Below are 19,439 nucleotides of genomic sequence, written 5' to 3' on the forward strand. Positions count from 1 at the left end.
GAATTACGTTTGGTTTTCGGGTTCCGGCCGGGCCCAAAGACATAACATATGCTGCTGGGAGTCACCTTCCAGTAGACTGACGAGGTTGGGTGCCGTTGGCGCCACGAATATGCAAGGTCTTCGCAGCTGCATCCGGCAGCGGATCGATGAACTTGGGGGGAAGGAAATCCGATGGGTCTTTGTGGCGTGAAAAGAAATGCCGGGCGGGCAATTGCGGGGCTGTCTGTCTCTGCAATCCTCCTGGCTGGTCCGGTCAGCGGAGCTTTCGCCACGGACATCGTGCTTCCGACACTGCCTCCGGCGACTGGAGCCCCCACGGCCCCAGGCCCCAGTGACCCTACCGGAGAACCCGAAGTTCCAGGGGGATCTGATCCCGGTACGACCGATCCGGGTACAACGGATCCAGGAACGACCGATCCGGGTACAACGGATCCAGGAACGACCGATCCGGGTACAACGGATCCAGGCACGACCGATCCGGGAACTGTAATCCCCGTTCCGGAGGTGCCCGTTCCTGTTGAGCCGGCCCCGGCACCGGCACCCGTTCCGGTCCCGATCGAACCCGTGGTGCCGGCCCCGGCCCCGGAAGTGGTTTTCGAACCCGAGGTTCCCATTGAGGAGCCCGCCCCCGCCGCGGTGGTCCCGGTTGTTGAGGAACCCGCGCCGGAACCCACCCCGCCTGCGGTGCCCGAGCCGGCCGTGCCCGTAAAAGCGGCGGCCGTGGCCAGCGCTGAGCAGCCCACCGCCGTCATCGAAGCCAAAGTCCAGGCCGTCGTTGCAGCAGCGACGGGCAGCCCGGTCGGCGTCCAGGCTGCGGTGGTTGTCTTCCTGCTGGGACTTGGCTATGCCTACTTCCGGTTCCTGGGTTCAAAACGGGTGATGGGAACACCAAAGCCGGGCAAGTCCTAAGGGATGCGAGGAAAACCTTCGGCCTCCGGCAGGAGCGGCCCGCCGGAACCAGGCAAGCTGCAGGTCACCCTGATCACGCACTCATACTGGCCTGAGCAGAGCCCGCCGCAGCGGCGGTGGACCGCCATGATCAAGGAGTTCTCGCACGCGGGCTGGGGTGTTGACGTCATTACACCCGTGGCGCATTACCCGTTCGGCCGGCGCCAACTGCCTCGGTGGATGTCAGGCCGGCCGTTTCACCTGCGTAACGGCCAGTTCACCGAAAAAATCATGCACGTGCCCTATCTCCGCCACGGGACCTCGCGCATCGCAAGGCTCCTGGACCAGTGCTACTCCGCTGCACTTTCGGTGCCCGCCGGAATGATGGTGCGCAAGCCCGACGTCGTTATTGTCACCGCACCCGGCCTGCCGTCGCTGGCAGCGGGTTACGCGCTGGCGAAACTGCGCCGCGTCCCGCTGGTGGTGGAAATGCGCGATGCCTGGCCGGACCTGGCCCGCGACGCCAGGGTGGTCCAGGGCAACGTCAAGAGCGTCATTGAGCACGTTGTGGACTTTGTCCAGCACCGCGCGGACCTGGTGGTTACCGTCACCGAGGGGTTCGGGGCGACGCTGCGCGCACGCGGTGTACGGAACGTCGCGACCGTGACCAACGGCATCCACCTTGAAGCCATTCCTGTCCTGGACCCGCCGCCCCTGGACCGCCCCGTCTTCGAGGCGCTGTATCTGGGCAACCACGGCGAAAGCCAGCGCCTGGACGTCGCCATCCGTGCTGCGGCGCTGGTGGGGGAGTCCATGCACCTGCACCTCGTGGGGCACGGCACCCAGCGGCCTGCCCTGGAAAAGCTCGCCCGGGAGCTTAGTGCCCCGGTAACCTTCCACGCCCCGCTCACCGGCGATGACATGTTTGCCCGGTATGCTTCGGCTGACACGTGCCTGGTATCGCTCCGGGACGACTGGAAGTCCTTCGAGACCACCGTCCCCTCCAAAACCTATGAGGTCCTGGCCATCGGCCGCCACGTGACGGCTGTGGTCCGCGGGGAGGCGGCCCGTATCATTTCAGACGCCGACGCAGGTGACATTGTGGCCAGCGATCCCAAGGCCCTCGCTGCCCTGTGGTCCGGCCTGGCGGCGGACCGCGGCCGGCTGATCCGCAACTCCGACAGCCGCCAATGGGTGAAGACGCACGCGGACTACGACCTTCTCTCGGTCCAATACATGGAAATCATCAGGGACCTCGTCTCGGAGAAGTCCGCCTGATCCATGATCCAGCTATTACGTAATGCCCGGCTGACTGCCGCAACCATCCAGCAGCACCTGCTCGAGGACCCGATGGTCCTCTTCCTGCAACTGTCCCGGCGCCTGCCTGCTGCCGTACGCCCCCTGGCCGGCGCAGTGGTCCGCAAGTGGCCCGTCGGCTCCACAGCAGGCCTGGTGTCCTTCCTCGCGCTGGTCAGCGGCAACGACGCGGAGATGGACCGGCGCATCCGCTTGGCAGCCGCCGCGGCAGTCCCGGGGCCGAAGGCCCGCAGATTGGCGGAAATTGCCCTCGCCGCCAACCGGCCCGACCTTGCGGACCTCCTGATGGACCGCGCGTGCGCAGCACGCAATGGCCGGGCGACGGCGGCCCGCAGGTTGTGGCACGACGGTGCTGTTTCAGACGCCCTGGCGGTATGGGATGGAGCGTCAGGACCGGAACCCCTGCAGCAGCGCCGGTTGAAGGCCGAAGCGGCAGTCCTGCGCGGCGCCGCCCCGGTCCTGGCCTCCGTGCCGTTCCAGCCGGTCGAGGGCAGGGTGCTGCATCTGCTCACAAACTCGCTGCCCCACACGGCCAGCGGGTACGCGCAGAGGTCGCATTCCACCCTGCTGGCCCAGCAGGCCGGCGGCAAGGAAGTGCTGGCCGTCACGCGGATGGGGTACCCCGTCCAGGTGGGCAAGGTCCTGGCCAAGGGCCAAGACGTTGTTGAGGGCATCACATACCGGCGGCTGCTGCCGGGCAGGATGGCCGCCACGGTGGACGCCAGGCTGCAGCAGCAGGCCGAGGAACTCCTGAAAGTGGCACTGGAGTTCCGGCCCGGCGTCCTGCACACCACGACGCACTACGTTAACGGCATGGTGGTCCGTGCGGTTGCTGATGCCCTGGGTATTCCGTGGGTCTACGAAGTGCGGGGCCAGCTGGCTGATACCTGGGCCTCTGTCCGCGGGCCGGAAGCCCGGGAGAGCGAGAAGTACCGCCTTTTCAGCCAACGCGAGCGGGAGGCCATGCTGTCCGCCAGCCTGGTGCTGACCCTCGGCGAGGCCATGAAATCGAACATCGTGGCGGCAGGCGTGCCGGCGGCGAAGGTGCTGCTGATGCCGAACGCAGTCGGCGGGGATTTCCTTGACGAACCCCGCAGCCAGGCCGATGCCCGGCGTGAGCTGGGTCTCCCCGTGGCCGGCCAATACGTGGGCACAGTCTCCAGCTTGGTACCCTATGAAGGGATCCACGAGCTGATGCAGGCCTTTGTGCTGCTGGCCGGGGACCATCCTGACCTTAATCTGCTCATCGTTGGCGACGGCGTATCCACTCCGTCCCTCCGCGCGCAGGCGGAACAAAGCGACTTCGCGGACCGCATCATCTTTACCGGCCGGGTCCCGCAGAAGCTTGCGGTCCGCTATCACCAGGCACTCGACATTTTCGCCGTGCCCAGGAAGGACCTTGAGGTTACCCGCTCCGTTACGCCCTTGAAGCCCGTCGAGGCCATGGCCTGTGCCAGGCCTGTGGTTGCCACAGACCTGCCCGCCCTGCGGGAGATCGTGGAACCCGGCGTCACAGGCCTTCTGACGGAACCCGGAAACCCCGGGGCGCTGGCCGCCGGACTGCGCACCCTCCTGAATGACCCCGGGCTGGCCGCGGAACTGGGTCGGGCCGGGCGCGAACGGGTCCTGAACGAACGAACGTGGGCAGCCAACGCTGCCGCCCTGTCAAAAGAGCTGGAAAAACTGGGAGTCACCAACGGATGAGCATTGAAGAAAAGACGGAGATGCCCGCGGTCACTGTCCCCATCAACCTCAAGCGGCTCACCAGGATCGGGCAACGCCCCGATTTCCTTGACTACCTGGTGCAGTTGTGGGACCGCCGAAGCTTCATTTTCTTCGACGCCCGGGCAAGGGTTCAGAGCGGCAACGAAAAGAACCTCCTCGGCAGCGCCTGGCTGGTCCTGACTCCTGTCCTGTCCGGCCTGACGTTCTACCTGATCTTTGGGCTGCTGCTGAACACCAGCCGCGGCATCGAAAACTTCATCGGCTACCTGATCATCGGGGTTTTCACCTTCCAGATGAGCACCAGGGCCATCGTGGCCGGGGCCAAATCCCTGACCGGCAACACGGCCATGATCCGGGCGTTCCAGTTCCCGCGGGCTTCGCTGCCCATCGCCATTAACGTACGCGAACTGCTGTCCAACGTTCCGGTCACCATCGTGATGCTGCTCTTCGTGATCTTCACGGCACCGGCAGAAGAAATCACCTGGCGCTGGTTCCTGGTGCTGCCGGCCATCTTCCTGCAGTTCATGTTCAACCTCGGTATCGGCATGCTGCTGGCACCCCTGGTCCTCAAGATCCCCGACGTCGGCATGCTGCTGTCGTTCCTGATGCGCCTCTGGATGTACGCCTCGGCGGTCTTTTTCTCGGACCACCGGTTCGATAACTACCCGGTCATCAAAACCATCATGGATTTCAACCCGATTTACCTGGTCATCAAAAGCATCCGCAACTCCGTCCTGTACGCCACCAGCCCTTCACTGCGCGACTGGACGGTGCTGGCGCTGTTTGCCGCCGTGGCAGTAGCCGCCGGACTCCTGGTGTTCTGGCGAGGAGAGGAATCCTATGGACGCGTCTAGAAACCCCGGCATCCACCTGGCCGAGCCCACCGTCGTCGTTGATGACATTTCTGTGGTGTATCGCACCAAGCAGCAGTCGGGGAGCAGGACCACGTCCCGCACCTCCATGCTCGGCGCCCTCCGCAAAGGCAAGGCCACCAGCAGCCCGGTCCGCACCACCGCGCTCAAGAACGTGTCCTTTGTGGCCAACCAGGGTGACTCCATCGGGGTGATCGGCCGCAACGGGTCCGGCAAGAGCACCCTGATGAAGGTCCTGGCGGGCCTCATCATCCCTGATGCCGGAACGGTCTATGCAGCCAGCAATCCCATCCTCCTGGGCGTCAACGCCGCCCTCATCTCCTCCATCTCGGGGGCCCAGAACATCCGGCTGGGCTGCCTGGCCATGGGGATGAGCCACGCGCAGATTGACGCGAAGTTCAACGACATTGTTGAAATGTCCGGGCTGGAAGATGAGATCTACCACCCCATGAATTCCTACTCCTCCGGCATGGGAGCGAGGCTCCGCTTTGCCATCGCCGCGGCCGTGGATCCTGAGATCCTGCTGGTGGATGAAGCCCTCAACACCGGGGACGCCCAGTTCAAGGAGCGTTCCAAGGCCCGGATGAAGCAGGTCACCAGCCAGGCAGGAACCGTCTTCATCGTCAGCCACAGCATCGAGACCATCGTGTCCACATGCAACCGGGCTTTCTGGATCGACAAGGGCGACTTCATCATGGATGGCACCCCCAAGGAAGTTGCCAAACAGTACAAAAGCTTCATCTGGCGCATCAACGAAGGCAACGCCGACTACGGCCGCAAGATCCGGGCCGAACTCATGGCCAGCCTGCCTGCCATGCGGACCACGCTCCTTCCCAACGGCTGGAAGCGGTCCAGGTAACCATGGGACTACGTGACCAGGCGGCTTACTGGCGCCGCGCACTGTGGCACGCCCGCCGGGGCGGCCTGCAGCAGGCCAGGAGCTACCTCCACCGGAGCTCACCGGAGCGGGATGAGGCAAGCCTTGCCGGCGTCCGGGGAGCCGAAGGGGCCTGGCGCGGTTTCGGCAGCAAACGCCGGCTCGTTTTCCGGGAGGCGCCGCCCGCCGTTAAGGCACCGCGGCGACCAGACCTGCAAGTAGGCATCATCATGGATGACTTTTCGGCTGCGGCCTTCGCCTCCGAATGGTCGGTGCTGGCCATCAGCCCGCAGGACTGGGAGTCCCAGCTCCGTGATAACCGGCTTGATTTTGTTGTCGTCGAATCCGCGTGGGCCGGAAACGGCGGCTCGTGGCGGGGCAAGATCACCGGCACTGACGGCCCCTCGACTGCCCTGGTGGGATTTGTTGCGGCATGCCGGAGCGCCGGCATACCGTCCGTGTTCTGGAACAAGGAGGATCCGCCGCACTATGACGACTTCCTCCCCGCTGCCCGGCTTTTTGACCATGTCTTCACCACTGACGCCAACAAGCTGCCCGACTACCACAGGGACCTGGGGCACCAGCGCGTGTCCGTGCTGCCATTCGCTGCCCAGCCGAGGATCCACAACCCGGTTCGTCCGCATCACGGGTGGCATGCCCGGAACGTCGCCTTCGCCGGAATGTACTTCGCACACAAGTACGAGGACCGCCGCCGCCAGATGGACTACCTCCTCGGCGCCGCAGCAGACGTGGCCGCCGGGACGAAGGCCGGCTTCGAAATCTTCTCCCGCCAGCTTGGCAAGGAAACCCAGTACCAGTTTCCCGGCGACCTGAAGAAGCACGTGGTGGGATCACTCAGCTATCCGCAGATGCTCACGGCCTACAAGGCGTACAAGGTTTTCCTGAACGTCAATTCCGTCACCGACTCGCCGTCCATGTGCGCCAGGCGGATCTTCGAGATCACGGCGGCGGGCACCTGCGTTGTGTCCAGCCCCAGCGAAGCGATCGGAGCTTTCTTCCCGGACGGGGAAATCCCCGTCGCTTCGTCCCGCGACGAGGCCGTGCAACTGTTGAAGGCCATCGCCACCAACCCGGACTATTCCCAGCGGCAGGTGCATAAAGCGCAGCGCCGGATCTGGTCCGGCCATACCTTCAGCCACCGCGCCGCCACCATTGCTGCCGCCGTCAGGGCGGACCTGGCGGTCCCTGCGCCCCGCCCCCGGATTTCGGCGCTGGTATCCAGCTTCCGCCCCCACCAGCTGGAGCACGTGATCAACGGCGTGGCGGCGCAGCAGGGAGTGGACGTCCAGCTGGTGTACCTGGCCCACGGGTTCGACGTCGATGAGCGGCTTTTCCGGGAACGGTGCAATGAGGCGGGCCTGGCGGATGCCGTCCTCCTGCATAAGCCGGAAAGCACCCCGCTGGGGGCCTGCCTGAATGCGCTGGTCGAGGGTGCGGACGGCGAGCTGGCCACCAAGTGGGACGACGATGACCTGTACGCGCCGCTGTACCTCGGGGACCTCGCCCACGCCATGATGTATTCCGAAGCAGCAATTGTGGGCAAGCGGGCACATTACATGCACCTGGCCGGGCCCGATGCGACCATCCTGCGCAACCCGCAGCTGGAGCACCGGTTTGTTACCGCCGTCTCCGGGCCCACGATCTTCGCGGCCCTGGACACGTTCCGCCGTTTTCCGTTCCAACCGGTGCAGACCGGCGAGGATACGCAGTTCCTCCGCGACGCGGTGGAAGCCGGCGCCGGGATCTACTCCGCGGACCGGTTCAACTATTGCCAGATGCGCGGGCGTGACGCTGCCTCGCATACCTGGTCCATCACCAACGACCAGCTGATGGCGTCATCAAAGATTCAGTTCTTCGGCCCGCCCGAAGACCACATCGTAGTTTAGGGGAACCATGCAGACGACAGTTTATGACCTGGCAGTGATCGGACTTGGCTACATCGGGCTGCCCACCGCAGCCATCTTTGCCGCCAAAGGCAAACTGGTGGCCGGGGTGGACGTTAAGCAGGCCACCGTTGACGCTGTAAACCGCGGCGAAGTCCCGTTCGTTGAGCCTGATATGGGCGTTGTTGTCTCCGGCGCAGTCAGTCTGGGCAACCTGGTGGCCATGACCGAGGTTCCGCACGCCAACGCCTACATCATTGCCGTTCCCACGCCCCTGGCCGAAGGCAAAGGGGCTGACATGTCCTACCTCACTAGCGCCGTGGAGGCACTGGCCCCGAAACTCCGCGGCGGCGAACTGGTCATCCTGGAATCGACGTCACCGCCAGGCACCACCGAACGGCTGGCCGCACACCTGGCCCGGGTCCGGCCGGACCTGTGGTCCGGCGCCGGAGAAGGCGCTGCCCAGGTCCACGTGGTGCACTCACCGGAACGCGTCCTTCCCGGCAGGATCATGATCGAGATGGCAACGAACGACCGTGTCATCGGCGGCCTCACAGATGAGGGCGCGCAACTGGCCAAGAAGCTGTACGAAGTCATCTGCCAGGGCGAGATCCTTCTCACCGACGCCACCACGGCCGAGATGACCAAACTGGTGGAAAACACCTTCCGCGACGTGAACATTGCGTTTGCCAACGAGTTGTCGGTGATCTGCGACAAACTTGGCATCGATGTATGGCGGCTCATCGAACTCGCCAACCACCACCCCCGGGTCAATGTGCTGCGCCCCGGCCCCGGCGTGGGTGGGCACTGCATTGCCGTGGATCCGTGGTTCATTGTTGACGCCGCACCACAGGAGTCCGGCCTGATCCGCACCGCCCGCGAGGTCAACGACGCCAAGCCGCACCACGTGGTGGACCGCGTGACCGGACTCCTCACCGACCGGGAAAGCGCCACGGTGGCCGTACTCGGCCTGGCCTTCAAGGCCAACATCGACGACGTCCGGGAATCCCCGTCCATGACGATCGTCCAGGAACTCGCACGCAGGCTGCCGCTGGCCACCATCCTCCCGGTGGATCCCCATGTCGAAGATCTTCCTGCCGCACTGGAAAACACCGGAATCACCGCAATGCATTCCCTCCCTGACGCATTGGCCACGGCCGACGTTGTCCTGCTGCTGGTTGACCACGACCAGTTCCTCGCCGTCACACCGCAGGACCTCGAGGGCAAGCTGGTCATCGACACCAAGGGAATCTGGAACGACAGGCAGGCTGCAGTCCCGGTGCAGCCCGTCCTGGCGGGCGCGGACTCCGTTGGTTAGGGACAATAAAGCCGACACGGTTACCGCCGATTTGGCAGCCATCGGCATCCAACTCAAGGCTGTCCACGGGCCCCGTACGGCGTCCGGGCTGGTCAGCGTCGTCATCCCTGCAGGCTCCGCAGCCGAACTCGACGTGGCAGCAACCGCCGCGTCCCTCCTGGCATCTGCCTGCCAGGATTTTACGGCGGCGATCGTCGGGGTGCCCGGGACCGGTATGGCCGGTACCCGGGCGTGGCTCGGTTCTGACGCCAGGTTCAGCTGGCAGCCCGGCCCCCTCACGGGCCTGCATGACCCGACCTACACCCTGGTTCTTCCCGCGGGCACCAGGTTGGGAACCTTCTCCATCGAAGCACTCGTGGATGCAGCCCAGGCCACAGGAGCCCAACTGATCCGCGCCTTGGTGGACGGCCGGACTGATTCCGTCGAATTCTGGGACAGCGCAGTGCTCAACAAGACCAGCACCGGTGGAGATCCGGAAAAGTCGGTCCGCGCCGCCGGGGGAGAACGGTGGGTTTCTGGAAGCTCCGTTGGCGTCCATGACGTCCGGCAACCGGCGCCGCGCCTGCATCTGCGAAAAGGGGCTGCAGGCCGCCATGACCTGACCGTCCTGGTCCGGGACGCCGCTGACGCCGCTGTCCGGGCGGACTACGAAGAGCGCATCAGGCAGCTTGAAGCCAAAGTAGCCAGGGCGGAAGCTGACAGCCGTCGGCTGGAAGCCGGAACCTCCCGGCAGCGGGGCGCTGCGCGGCTTGCAGCGGTTGCCCGGCGGGGTCCCGGCTACATCACCTCCCGGGCCAAAGCCATGCTCGGGCGGGCGCGCAACTCATGAAGCTGGACAGCGTCGCCGTCGGCTTCGGGACTGCCCCCATCGCGCCCGTCATGACAGCACTCGGGCTGGACTACGCCGCCACGCCCTGGCAGCGGCGCGATAGTGGCGACGCCGGGAACTGGCACCATGACGTACCCCTGGACAGGCGCTGGTGGGGCACCTACCTGGTCCGGGCCCGCTCCCTGGCTGAAGCGCGCAGCCTGCTCCCACTGCTCCGCAGCGAGGGCAAAGCCCAACGGTTTGTCCTGGTGATCGAAGGCCACGCCCCCCACCAGGACGCCGCCGCCTGGACCAGCAGGCATTTGGCAACCAAGGCGCAGGCCGCCGGCCGGATTGTGCCTGGCCTGGGCTTCGCTACGGTCATCGAAGGCGGAAAATGGGTTCCCATCCACGCCGCAGCCACCGCTGCCCTGGCCGGAGCCGGCCCGGCCGGACCCGTGCCGGTGCTGGGCGGAATCCGCGCCGGTGTGCTGGAACCGGGCGACCGTAACTGGCTCGCGGGGGACACCCTGGCAAGCCTGGTAACCCCTGACATGCTTAATCCAGACGACGATGACATCTTCGCCGTGGACGTCATCGTGGGGCAGCTGCCCAGGCCATTGCCGAGGATTAAAGGGCGGGCAACCCCGCAGGCCTGGGTCCCGCGCCCCCACGACCTGCCTCCGGTCGACACTGCAGTCATCAGCCCCCAAGGGTTCAACCCCTACGCCGACGGCCCGGTCGTTGACCTCGCGGCAGGAGCAGCCCTGGACGCAGTGGCCCTCACCGGTCCCGAGCTGGCCTCAATCCGGAACGCTGCCTACGTCAGCATCGACGGAACACAATTCGCCGCCATGGACCGGGCCCTGGCCCGACGGGTGGCGGAACTGAGCGTTGCCGGTGTTCCCTTGCTGGCATCGCACCTCTCCGCCGGGGTGGAAGCCATGCTCGGTGACACGCTGGTCCGCCGCATCGCCGCATTCGATCCCGCGGACCCGCCCGTGCAACGGGAATCAAAATCGATCGAGCTCCGGCGCGCCGCCATCGAGGAATTCGCCCCGCGCCAGCGCTGGAACCGCGTCCTGCAAGGGTTGGGTCTTCCGCTGGCGGCCGAGCCGACGGTCAGTGTCCTCCTTGCCACCAGAAGGCCCGACAAGGTGGGATCCGCCCTGGCGCAAATAGCCCGGCAGTCCTGGCAACAGCTCGAGGTGGTCCTGGTCCTGCATGGTTTCGACCAGTACGACCCCGCCGCCCAACAGGCAATTGCCGGCTACCAGGGCCAGCTGACTGTCCTGTCGGTGCCCTCCCAAACGATCTTCGGCGACGTCCTGAATGCAGGAACCAAGGTTGCCGCGGGTGACTACCTCACAAAGATGGACGACGACGACTGGTACGGACCGGACCATATCCGGGACCTCGTGCGCAGCGCCGAGTACAGCGGTGCCCAGCTGGTGGGGGCACAGGTTGAATTCGTCTACCTGGAGGCACTCGACATCACCACCCGCCGGCCGCCGCTGGGGGAGCAGTACTCCGACCACGTTGCCGGCGGCACCATGCTAATGCGGCTCGACGACCTTCGCCGGCTGGGCGGCTGGCGCCCGGTCCACCGCGCCGTTGACCGTTGCCTGCTGCAGGCCGTCCTTGCAGCCGACGGGCTCATCTACCGGTCCCACGGGCAGAACTATTTGATGCACCGGCATTCCGCCGTTGACAGCCATGGCGGGCATACCTGGAACCCGGACGACAGCACCTTTTTGCAAAGCGTTGCCGAACAGTGGGACGGGTTTGTTCCGCCGCCCCAGATTCAGGCCGGCCCGCAGGCCTTTGCTGGCCGCAGCGCAAACTTTTCGAGCTACTTCAGTACTGATAACAGGGGATGAGCAACATCACTTCTCAAAAGACCAATCAATCGTTGGGCTCAAAGATTCCGGTCCGGCAGTTCATTCGCCGCTTCGGCAGGCTTTCCGGCCAGAAGAAGATGGCGGTTCTTGCGGGCGTCCTCCTGTTTGTGGTGAGCATTGCCGCTGCCTATTTCCGTGCCCCCGTGGTGCTCATTGCGGCGCTCATCCTCCTGTTCCTCGGCGGCACCGCAGCGGCGCTGAAGGTGGACGCGCTGCTGAAGGGTGCGCGGACTGCTGCCCGGCGGAGCGCCCTGGCCCTGCAGGCAGTCCCGGCCCCGGCTCCGGCGCCGGCGAAAGCCTCTTTCGGCACCGATTCCGTCTGGGCCACTGACGCCAGACTCACGCCGGCAAAACTGGTGCAACGGCTCACCAAGCTCAGGTCACTCGACGGCCGCGACATCCTGGTCAGGATGGTGACCAACGGCCAGTGGAACTGGAAGGACCTGGAAACCGCGCTGGAAATGTACCGCCAGGGCGGACCGGCAAAGAAAAAGGCCACCAAGGTCCTGGACTCAACCGTCAAGATCCGGCTGCTCCTGATCGCCGACCTTTGCTACCGCCAGAATCTCCGGGCCGATGACATGCTCAACGCCGTCACCATTTACCGGTTTGTCTACCAAAAGCTTGGGGCAGCCCCCTTCAAGGGCAAAAAACGCGGCGAGTTCTACCTGGACGCACTGTCGCAGACCGGCAGGGGCGACCAGACCCTCAAGTTCCAGGGCCTGTACGACGCGGAGAAGCTGAACCCGACCGACCTGCACCTGTTCCGTGCCAACGCCAAGAACCCGTTCCGCCACCAAAGCCACACCGGCGAGGAATGGCTGGCTGAGATCAACGCGGTCTACGAATCCGCAGGACTCGCCACCATAGCGCTGCGCACGGGCTCCGGACCGGCTTTCGCCAGGCTCGCGGCCACTGCCGTGGACGCAGTGGAGACCGGGCCCCTCGTCACCGTGGTTATGCCTGTTTACCGCCCGGACGAGTACACCGATCTCGCGATCCAGTCGGCGCTTGACCAGAGCTACCGCAACCTCGAAATCATCATCGTGGACGACGGTTCCGGCGACCCGTACACCCAGAGGCTGGACAAATGGGAAACAGCCGACAGCCGGATCCAGGTGATCCGCAATACGCCCAACTCCGGCGCCTACACCTCACGCAACATCGGCTATTCCCTCGCGACCGGCCAGTTCCTCACCATCTTCGACGGCGACGACTGGCAGCACCCGCAGAAAATCGAGATGCTGGTGGCTGCCGCCGTCGAACGGACCGACAACCGCCTTGTTTCCGCCCCCTGGGCACGGGCGGACCAGGACCTGATGTTCCACTACCGCGGCTGGCGGGGCGCCTACGTAACACCGGCGCACGTCTCGGCTATGTTCCCCGTGGACGTGATCCGGGAAAAGCTGGGTTTCTGGGACACGGTTCGGAAGGCAGCCGACACCGAATTCATCCTCCGCTACAGGATGCTGGTCAGCCGTGAGGAACCGCTGGAAGTCACCAACGTTCCCCTGACCCTCTCACTGGTCGGCGCGAGCAACCTCTCCATGGACGATTTCAGGCTGGGTTACCGGTCTCCGGACCGGGTAGCCTACAGGTCCGCCTACGAGCACTGGCACGAGAAGGTGGAACAGGGCGAACACAGCGGCTTTATGACCTTCGAACCGGGCGTCAGGTGTTTCCCCGCTCCGGCGAAGTTTCTGCCCGTCCGCGGCGGAACCCTTGACCTCGGGGTCCTGGTGGTGGGCGATTTCGCCGCGCCGGAGCCCATGGCTGCCCGGCTTTGGAACGCCGTACGGGACGCCCGGGCGGAGAACCAGCGGGTGGGCGTGATGCACGTGCCAAGCATCATCAACACCCTCTCCATCGACGCTTCCTTCCCGAAAACCACCATGGAGGAATTCGACGCGGGCACCCTGCACCGCGTCGAAATCACGGACGCCGTATCCTCCGCTGTGGTCCACATTTTTGACCCGACGGCATTCGAATACACGCGTGAGCTGCGCAGCGGGCAGTCCGCGGAGTCCGTCGTCGTCCACGCATCTGCCTCGCCCTACAACCGCGCAAAGCGGGAACAGCGGTACTCAGTCGGAGTGGTGTCCCGCAACGTGGAGAAGATCTTCGGCGCGCCCGTCCGGTGGACGGCAGCCGAGCAGGAAGTCTACGAAGCGATCGGGAAGAACCTTGCGCGGGCCTCAGACCTTGAACTCGTTCCGTACGCTGAGCCGGAGTTCGAAGACGAAGCTTTCCGCCCGGACCACCAAACGGCTGTGACAGCATGACCAACCAACCAGGGGAATCACCAATGACTGACCACGACCCCGGCGCCTGGGATGAGGCGCACAACGCTCCGATCCTTTCCTGGCATCCCGAGTCTGCCCCGGAGCAGCTCCCCGACCACCCTGTGCACCTTGTTGTTGAGCCCAGCGAACCGGGAAGATTGCACGGCCGGATGCTCTACGAACCGTTCGACAGCGGCACCCTCATCGTTTCCCTGCATGGGGCGCTGAACCGGGGACGGTTCAAAGTGCCCAGGTTTGAGTGGCGCCGGACCCTGAACCAGGTGCAGTGCGCCCGCCTGTACCTTTCCGACAGCACGCTGGAACAGAGCGGTTCGCTGGAGATCGGCTGGTACATCGGCAGCGCCCAGCAGGACCTGATCTCCGAATACGCCGAGAGTGTCCGGGCCATTGCCCGGAACGGCGGATACACCCGGGTGATGTGCGTCGGCAGCAGTGCCGGCGGGTTCGGCGCCCTGGCACTCTCCCGGCAGATTGCCGGCTCGGCCGCTGTGGTGTTTTCGCCGCAGACGTCCATCGCCGGGTATCTCCCAAGCCACAAAAGGGCCCTGACGGCTGCTGCGTTCAAGGACCGTGGCTCGCTCAACGACATCGAAGCGGAATTCGGTGAACGCGTGAACATGCGTAAGCTTTATAAGGCCTCAGCGGATACCAACTACGTCCGCTTTGTCCAGAACACCCGGGACCGGTTCCACTTCGAGGCGCACTACGCACCCTTTGCCCTTTCCTTGGGCGTGGATCCGGACACCGGCGGATCCACGGCCGACGGCAGGATCAGTTTCCACGCTGAACGCCAGGAGGAAGGGCACGCCCCACCGTCCCGGGGCCGCTTCCTCAAGCACATCGACGACGCACACCAGCAATTCTTTGGCACGAACCTCACCATCATTCCGGCCGAAGCACTTCAAGGAAAGGACCTGGGAAATCGATGATGTCTTCAACATCTGACGAACGGGCCATTGGCAACCAGGGCGGCGTGTACTTCCGCAACGGCTTTGTGATCACAGAATCCGGCCGCCAGGTCCCGGCCCGGCCGGGCTGGCAGCATGCTGTCCTGGGCGGACTGCAACTCCTGACCCACCCTGATACTTCCGTCACGGCAGGCTCCGCCCACGGAATCCACGTCGCCATCCTTGGGTCCGCTTTCGACCCCGAGCGTGCAGTGTTCGCGGAATCAGCAGTCCTGGAACAGTTGCTCGACGATATCCAGCACGAGGACGCCTTCTACGCGACGCTGGACCGGCTTGCCGGACGTTTCGCCCTCGTCGTCCACTCGCCCGCGGGCACCGAAATCTACCAGGATGCCATGGGATCCCGGTCGGTGTTCTACTCAGCAGCCGGCCCGGCTGTGGCGGCGTCGCATGCTGAACTGGTCCGCGAAGCCATCGGTGCCAATTTCGCCGACTTTTTTGTCCCGTTCATCATGTCCAAAAACTACGTCCAGCGGGACGTCAAGTACCTGCCCGGCGTTGCTTCCCCCTACGAAAACGTCCTGCAGCTCACCCCGAACACCAAACTCCACCTCACGGAACAGCGCCCCGAACGGTTCTGGCCGCGGGAAGAGGCCGGCGAACAGATCGGCAACGAGGACGCAGCCGCCGTCCTTGTAGGACACCTGGAGGGAATGGCCGCGTATCTGAAGCACCGCGCCTCCCGGCCCGTTCTCGGGCTCACAGCGGGCACCGACAGCCGTGGCGTCTTCGCCGCCGTGAAGGACCTGAACCCTTACGTCTTCACCTACGTCCGCAGTGAAAAAGGCAACGTCGTCAACTCAAAGGATGCCAGGATTGCGGGCGAGCTCGCCCAGCAGTACGGGGTGCACGCCCATGTGTGGGGCATCCCCAACCGGTTGACGCTGAACAACGCCGACGACGTGTTTTCGCACGCCTACAGGCTCGCCACCGCCTACTACCGCGGTGCGGGATCCGCATGGCTCGCCGAACTGACGAAGTCCGCGGTTGAGGTTCCCGACGGCCTGTTCGTCCGCGGGTTCGGCGGCGAGGTCATGCGCGGCTTCTACCAAGGCACCATGAACCAGGTCAGCGGCGTCAGCGTCCGCCAGCTCGCCAACGCCTACGACGTCAACTCCGGATCAAACGTCACCCGCAACCTCTTCGGTGACATGATGGACCGCACCTCGTTCACCACCGAACGGCTGGCGGGCTACGACCCGAACGATATTTTCTACTGGGAGCACCGTATGGGCACCTGGGGCAGCGTATCCCTGACTGAAGCCGACCTCGCCATGCCGGCGATGGTGGGATACAACTCGCGGAACCTGTTCAAGGCGTTTATGCGTCTCAGCGGACCGGACCGGCTCTCGCGGGTAGCCTTCGACCTGGCCACCAATGCCCTTGCGCCCAAACTCGCGGCCGTGCAGTAGCACCAACCGCCGCTCCGGCGCCCACCCATCATCGCTGAACGAAGGAACTGCATTACGTGAGCACACCTAAGGAATCCCTGGCCCCGATCGCGGTACGCGGTCAGCGCCTCGTCGATACCCAGGTATTTGACGCCGAGTACTACGCCGCCGAGTGCGGGCGGGACTTTGAGTCGAAACGCGCCGCTGTAAGGCATCTGGTCCAGTTCGGCATGAAGGCCGGCTTGAGTTTCCACCCCCTGTTTGACCTCGGCATGTTCCCCTTGCACCTGCGGGAAGCCTACAAGGCCGGAAACGTCGAGGCGCTCCTGACCTACCTGAGGAGCCAGCAGTCCCGCGAGCACCGCTGGTCCTGGCTGTTTGACCCTTCGCTCTTCACGGATCCGGCCGACGAAGGCTCCCTGCTGCTGTCCCGGTTCCGGGCAGGCCGCGACCGGGAACTGCCGGCACCGGACAAGCTGATCGGTGCGGCGCCCGGCTGGCTGGATGCGCGGGCACTGGTCATCGCCCACGCCAGGAACGCCAAGCAGATCGAACTCGGCAAAAAGCCGCTGCGGCGGACCACCTGGTCCGCCATCGAAGAAGACGTGTGGCTTGCCAGCATCGACGACGTTCCGGCACCGGCTGAGGGCGGTGAACCCGCTGTCAGCATTGTGATGCCTGCCTGGAACCGCGCCCTGGTGATCGAGGAAGCCATCGACTCCGTCCGCCACCAAAGCCTTGGCGCGTGGGAACTGATCGTGGTGGACGACGGCAGCACCGACGGAACCCAGGACGTGGTCCGTGCGCTCTCCGAAGCCGACCCCCGCATCCGCCTCGTGGAAGCCGACCATCAGGGAGTCTGCGCCGCCCGTAACCGCGGCATCGACGAAGCACGGGGCGAATTCCTCGCCTTCCTTGATTCCGACAACACCTGGCGGCCGGACTTCCTCAAGAACATGCACGCCGGCCTGTCCGTGGAAGGCAGCCTCGCCGCCTACTCCGCGGTGAGGATGCTCAACGATCGGGAAGAATACACCGGGCAGATCATCACGGCCGAGAAGCTCCTGGTCCGCAACTACGTGGACCTGAACGTGCTGGTGGTCCAGACGGCCCTTGTCCGCAAGCTGGGTGGCTTCGACGCGTCCCTGCGCCGCTGGGTGGACTACGACCTGGTCCTGCGGATCACGGAAACAGCCACCATTGAGTACTTCCCCTTCATCGGCTGCGACTACGTGGATGACCACAACGAGGACCGGATTACCCGGCGCGAGTCGGCCAACTGGGAATTCGCCGTGCTCGGCAAGAACCTGCAGAACCGGTTTGTGCCCGATCTGGCTGACCAGCGCACGGATACCCCTGCCGTCTCCGTGATCATGCGCGTTACGGACAGTATCGACCTGGCCGTCCGCAGCATCCGCCAGATCCAGGAATCGGATGACGCGGACGCCGTGGAACTGATCGTCGTGGACGAAGTTCCGGGCTTCCGCACGTCCCTCCGGCTCCGGACCGCTCTTGCCGGCATCGCGCACCTCAAGTACCTCAAGCTTCCCCGCCGCTACACGCCGGCCATCGCCAACAACATCGCTTCGGCACACGCCACGGCGCCGAACCTGGTGTTCCTGCGGGAAGGCGTGGAACTCCGGGCCGGCGCCGCCGGAAAACTTGCTGACCGGCTGGCGGACGCCGCCGTCATCGGCGCCCAACCCCTCCTGACCGACGGCGTGGGTGTTGTAGTGTCCGGCGGCGGAGTTTCCCACCGGAACAGCCTGGCGATTCCCCTGTTCAAGGGGCTGGCCATTGACGATGCCCGCCGACACAATGGCCTACACCTGGACGAGTTGGCGCCGGCGGCTTTCTGTGTCCGGGCAACTGACTTCGAGCGGCTGGGCCGGTTCACCAACGTCTTCGCCGGCGACGCTGCCATCATCGACTTCCTGCGCCGCCTCAAAACCGGCTCGGACGGGGACTTCGTCTGCGCCGGCGAGGCCCTCGCCGTGGACCACGCCGCCGACTCCTACACTGAAGAAGCTGCCCTCACCGCCGGCGACGCGGAATGGCTGTCCGCCGGCACCGGACCCGTCCGCAGCCTGGCAGCGCACTACGGCGACCTTGGACTCCTTGTTGACGCGGTGGTTGCCCCCCGGCACCCAAGGCTCCAGCCGGCGTCGGCCGTTGTGTCACGGGCCGCCGCCGCTGAAGCCGAAGTGGCAGAACCACGCCTGCGGTGGGCCATCAAAATCGGTGCCGACTTCAGCTCAGGTGGCGACCGGTGGGGCGATGTCCCCTACGCCGCGGATCTTGTTGAAGCGCTCAAGGCACTGGGCCAGGACGCGCTGGTGGACCGCGCAGGAGCATTCTCGCGGCCGTCCAACCACCTGGACGATGTGGTGCTGGTGATCCGCGGGCTGGTCCGCTGCGAACCGCAGCCCGGTAAGACCAACGTCCTGTGGGCCATCAGCCGGCCGGACCTGATCACCAGGGATGAGCTGCTTGGGTTCGACATTGTTTTCGGCGGGTCGCGGATCTGGTGTGAGCACGTATCCAGCGAGTGGGGCATCAACGCCCACTACCTTCCCCAGGCGACGAACCCCCGCCGTTTCCACCCGGATGCCGCGAAAGCCGGCGCCACACAATACGGACTGACATTCGTGGGTGGCCCCCGCAAACCCATTGGCCGCAAAATTGTTGCCGACTGCGTGGGGCTGGGCAAGGACGTGAGCGTCTGGGGTCCGCGGTGGGAGCAGTTCATCCCCGCTGGGTTGGTGGCTGACGACTACATTTCCAACGATGACCTGGCGGGCCTTTACGGCTCCTCGGCAGTGGTGCTTAATGACCACTTCGAGGACATGGCCCGCTGGGGGTTCGCCAACAACCGGCTCTATGACGCTGTGGCGTCCGGTGCCAGGGTCATCAGCGACGAGGTCGACGGGATCGCCGAGATCTTCGGCGGCGCTGTCCGGACCTACACCACGGTGGAAGAACTGGAGCAGGTCCTGGCCGATCCGGACGGGTTCCCCGATGACGCGCAGATGGCAGCCATCAGCCAGCGGATCCGCGACGAGCACAATTTTGATGCCAGGGCCGCCACGCTGCTGAAGGCAGTACGCGCCAAACGAAACTAAGCACCCGCGGGCGTGGCAGCGCCACGCCCGCGCCGATTCAAACGG

Annotated in this window: 13 protein-coding genes; all 13 read left to right on the forward strand. The window is 65.0% G+C overall.

Annotation, left to right across the window (positions count from 1 at the left end; all coding sequences use genetic code 11):
• The first annotated feature begins 504 nt into the window (after positions 1 to 504).
• Genes ASF72_RS06735 through ASF72_RS06795 form a run of 13 tightly spaced genes read left to right on the forward strand, consistent with a single transcriptional unit; the run spans position 505 to position 19,394 of the window.
• On the forward strand, positions 505 to 909 hold the full coding sequence (locus ASF72_RS06735; protein ID WP_056597347.1) for a hypothetical protein: 405 nt from the start codon (positions 505 to 507) through the stop codon (positions 907 to 909).
• A 3-nt stretch (positions 910 to 912) separates the two neighbouring features.
• A complete protein-coding gene (locus tag ASF72_RS06740) occupies positions 913 to 2,166 on the forward strand; it encodes a glycosyltransferase family 4 protein (protein ID WP_050686992.1) in 1,254 nt (417 codons plus the stop codon).
• A 3-nt stretch (positions 2,167 to 2,169) separates the two neighbouring features.
• Entirely contained in the window at positions 2,170 to 3,909 is a 1,740-nt protein-coding gene (locus ASF72_RS06745) for a glycosyltransferase family 4 protein (protein ID WP_056597349.1), read from the forward strand.
• Positions 3,906 to 4,784, forward strand: coding sequence for an ABC transporter permease (locus ASF72_RS06750; protein ID WP_050686994.1), 879 nt, complete (start codon positions 3,906 to 3,908; stop codon positions 4,782 to 4,784). Before ASF72_RS06745 ends, ASF72_RS06750 begins: the two co-directional genes overlap by 4 nt.
• Complete coding sequence (locus ASF72_RS06755; RefSeq protein WP_050686996.1) at positions 4,771 to 5,661, forward strand: ABC transporter ATP-binding protein; 891 nt, start codon at positions 4,771 to 4,773, stop codon at positions 5,659 to 5,661. The genes ASF72_RS06750 and ASF72_RS06755 overlap by 14 nt, the downstream gene beginning before the upstream one ends.
• Before the next feature lie 2 nt (positions 5,662 to 5,663).
• Positions 5,664 to 7,586: a glycosyltransferase gene (locus tag ASF72_RS06760; RefSeq protein WP_056597351.1), complete on the forward strand. Its 1,923-nt coding sequence runs from the start codon at positions 5,664 to 5,666 to the stop codon at positions 7,584 to 7,586.
• Between the two features lie 7 nt (positions 7,587 to 7,593).
• On the forward strand, positions 7,594 to 8,901 hold the full coding sequence (gene wecC, locus ASF72_RS06765; protein WP_056597353.1) for a UDP-N-acetyl-D-mannosamine dehydrogenase: 1,308 nt from the start codon (positions 7,594 to 7,596) through the stop codon (positions 8,899 to 8,901).
• Positions 8,894 to 9,730 (forward strand): hypothetical protein, encoded by an 837-nt coding sequence (locus ASF72_RS06770; RefSeq protein ID WP_157370903.1) that lies wholly within the window; start codon positions 8,894 to 8,896, stop codon positions 9,728 to 9,730. The genes wecC and ASF72_RS06770 overlap by 8 nt, the downstream gene beginning before the upstream one ends.
• Positions 9,727 to 11,589, forward strand: a complete 1,863-nt coding sequence (locus ASF72_RS06775; RefSeq protein WP_056597356.1) for a glycosyltransferase — start codon at positions 9,727 to 9,729, stop codon at positions 11,587 to 11,589. Before ASF72_RS06770 ends, ASF72_RS06775 begins: the two co-directional genes overlap by 4 nt.
• Positions 11,590 to 11,621: 32 nt before the next feature.
• Positions 11,622 to 13,892, forward strand: coding sequence for a glycosyltransferase family 2 protein (locus ASF72_RS06780; protein WP_056597358.1), 2,271 nt, complete (start codon positions 11,622 to 11,624; stop codon positions 13,890 to 13,892).
• A gap of 23 nt (positions 13,893 to 13,915) precedes the next feature.
• Positions 13,916 to 14,842 carry a hypothetical protein gene (locus ASF72_RS06785; RefSeq protein ID WP_050687008.1) on the forward strand — a complete coding sequence of 309 codons (927 nt, stop codon included), beginning with the start codon at positions 13,916 to 13,918 and terminating at the stop codon, positions 14,840 to 14,842.
• Positions 14,839 to 16,293: a hypothetical protein gene (locus ASF72_RS06790; RefSeq protein WP_157370904.1), complete on the forward strand. Its 1,455-nt coding sequence runs from the start codon at positions 14,839 to 14,841 to the stop codon at positions 16,291 to 16,293. The genes ASF72_RS06785 and ASF72_RS06790 overlap by 4 nt, the downstream gene beginning before the upstream one ends.
• 56 nt (positions 16,294 to 16,349) lie before the next feature.
• The gene (locus ASF72_RS06795) at positions 16,350 to 19,394 is read left to right on the forward strand and encodes a glycosyltransferase (protein ID WP_056597362.1); all 3,045 of its coding nucleotides are present in this window, start codon (positions 16,350 to 16,352) and stop codon (positions 19,392 to 19,394) included.
• Positions 19,395 to 19,439 lie beyond the last annotated feature (45 nt).

Source organism: Arthrobacter sp. Leaf141, from assembly GCF_001424565.1.
Classification (GTDB): Bacteria; Actinomycetota; Actinomycetes; order Actinomycetales; family Micrococcaceae; genus Arthrobacter.

Coding starts and splice junctions, on each gene's coding strand:
- ASF72_RS06740 (WP_050686992.1), top strand. CDS start 913: ATGCGAGGAAAACCTTCGGCCTCCGGCAGGAGCGGCCCGCCGGAACCA.
- ASF72_RS06745 (WP_056597349.1), top strand. CDS start 2,170: ATGATCCAGCTATTACGTAATGCCCGGCTGACTGCCGCAACCATCCAG.
- ASF72_RS06750 (WP_050686994.1), top strand. CDS start 3,906: ATGAGCATTGAAGAAAAGACGGAGATGCCCGCGGTCACTGTCCCCATC.
- ASF72_RS06755 (WP_050686996.1), top strand. CDS start 4,771: ATGGACGCGTCTAGAAACCCCGGCATCCACCTGGCCGAGCCCACCGTC.
- ASF72_RS06760 (WP_056597351.1), top strand. CDS start 5,664: ATGGGACTACGTGACCAGGCGGCTTACTGGCGCCGCGCACTGTGGCAC.
- wecC (WP_056597353.1), top strand. CDS start 7,594: ATGCAGACGACAGTTTATGACCTGGCAGTGATCGGACTTGGCTACATC.
- ASF72_RS06775 (WP_056597356.1), top strand. CDS start 9,727: ATGAAGCTGGACAGCGTCGCCGTCGGCTTCGGGACTGCCCCCATCGCG.
- ASF72_RS06785 (WP_050687008.1), top strand. CDS start 13,916: ATGACTGACCACGACCCCGGCGCCTGGGATGAGGCGCACAACGCTCCG.
- ASF72_RS06790 (WP_157370904.1), top strand. CDS start 14,839: ATGATGTCTTCAACATCTGACGAACGGGCCATTGGCAACCAGGGCGGC.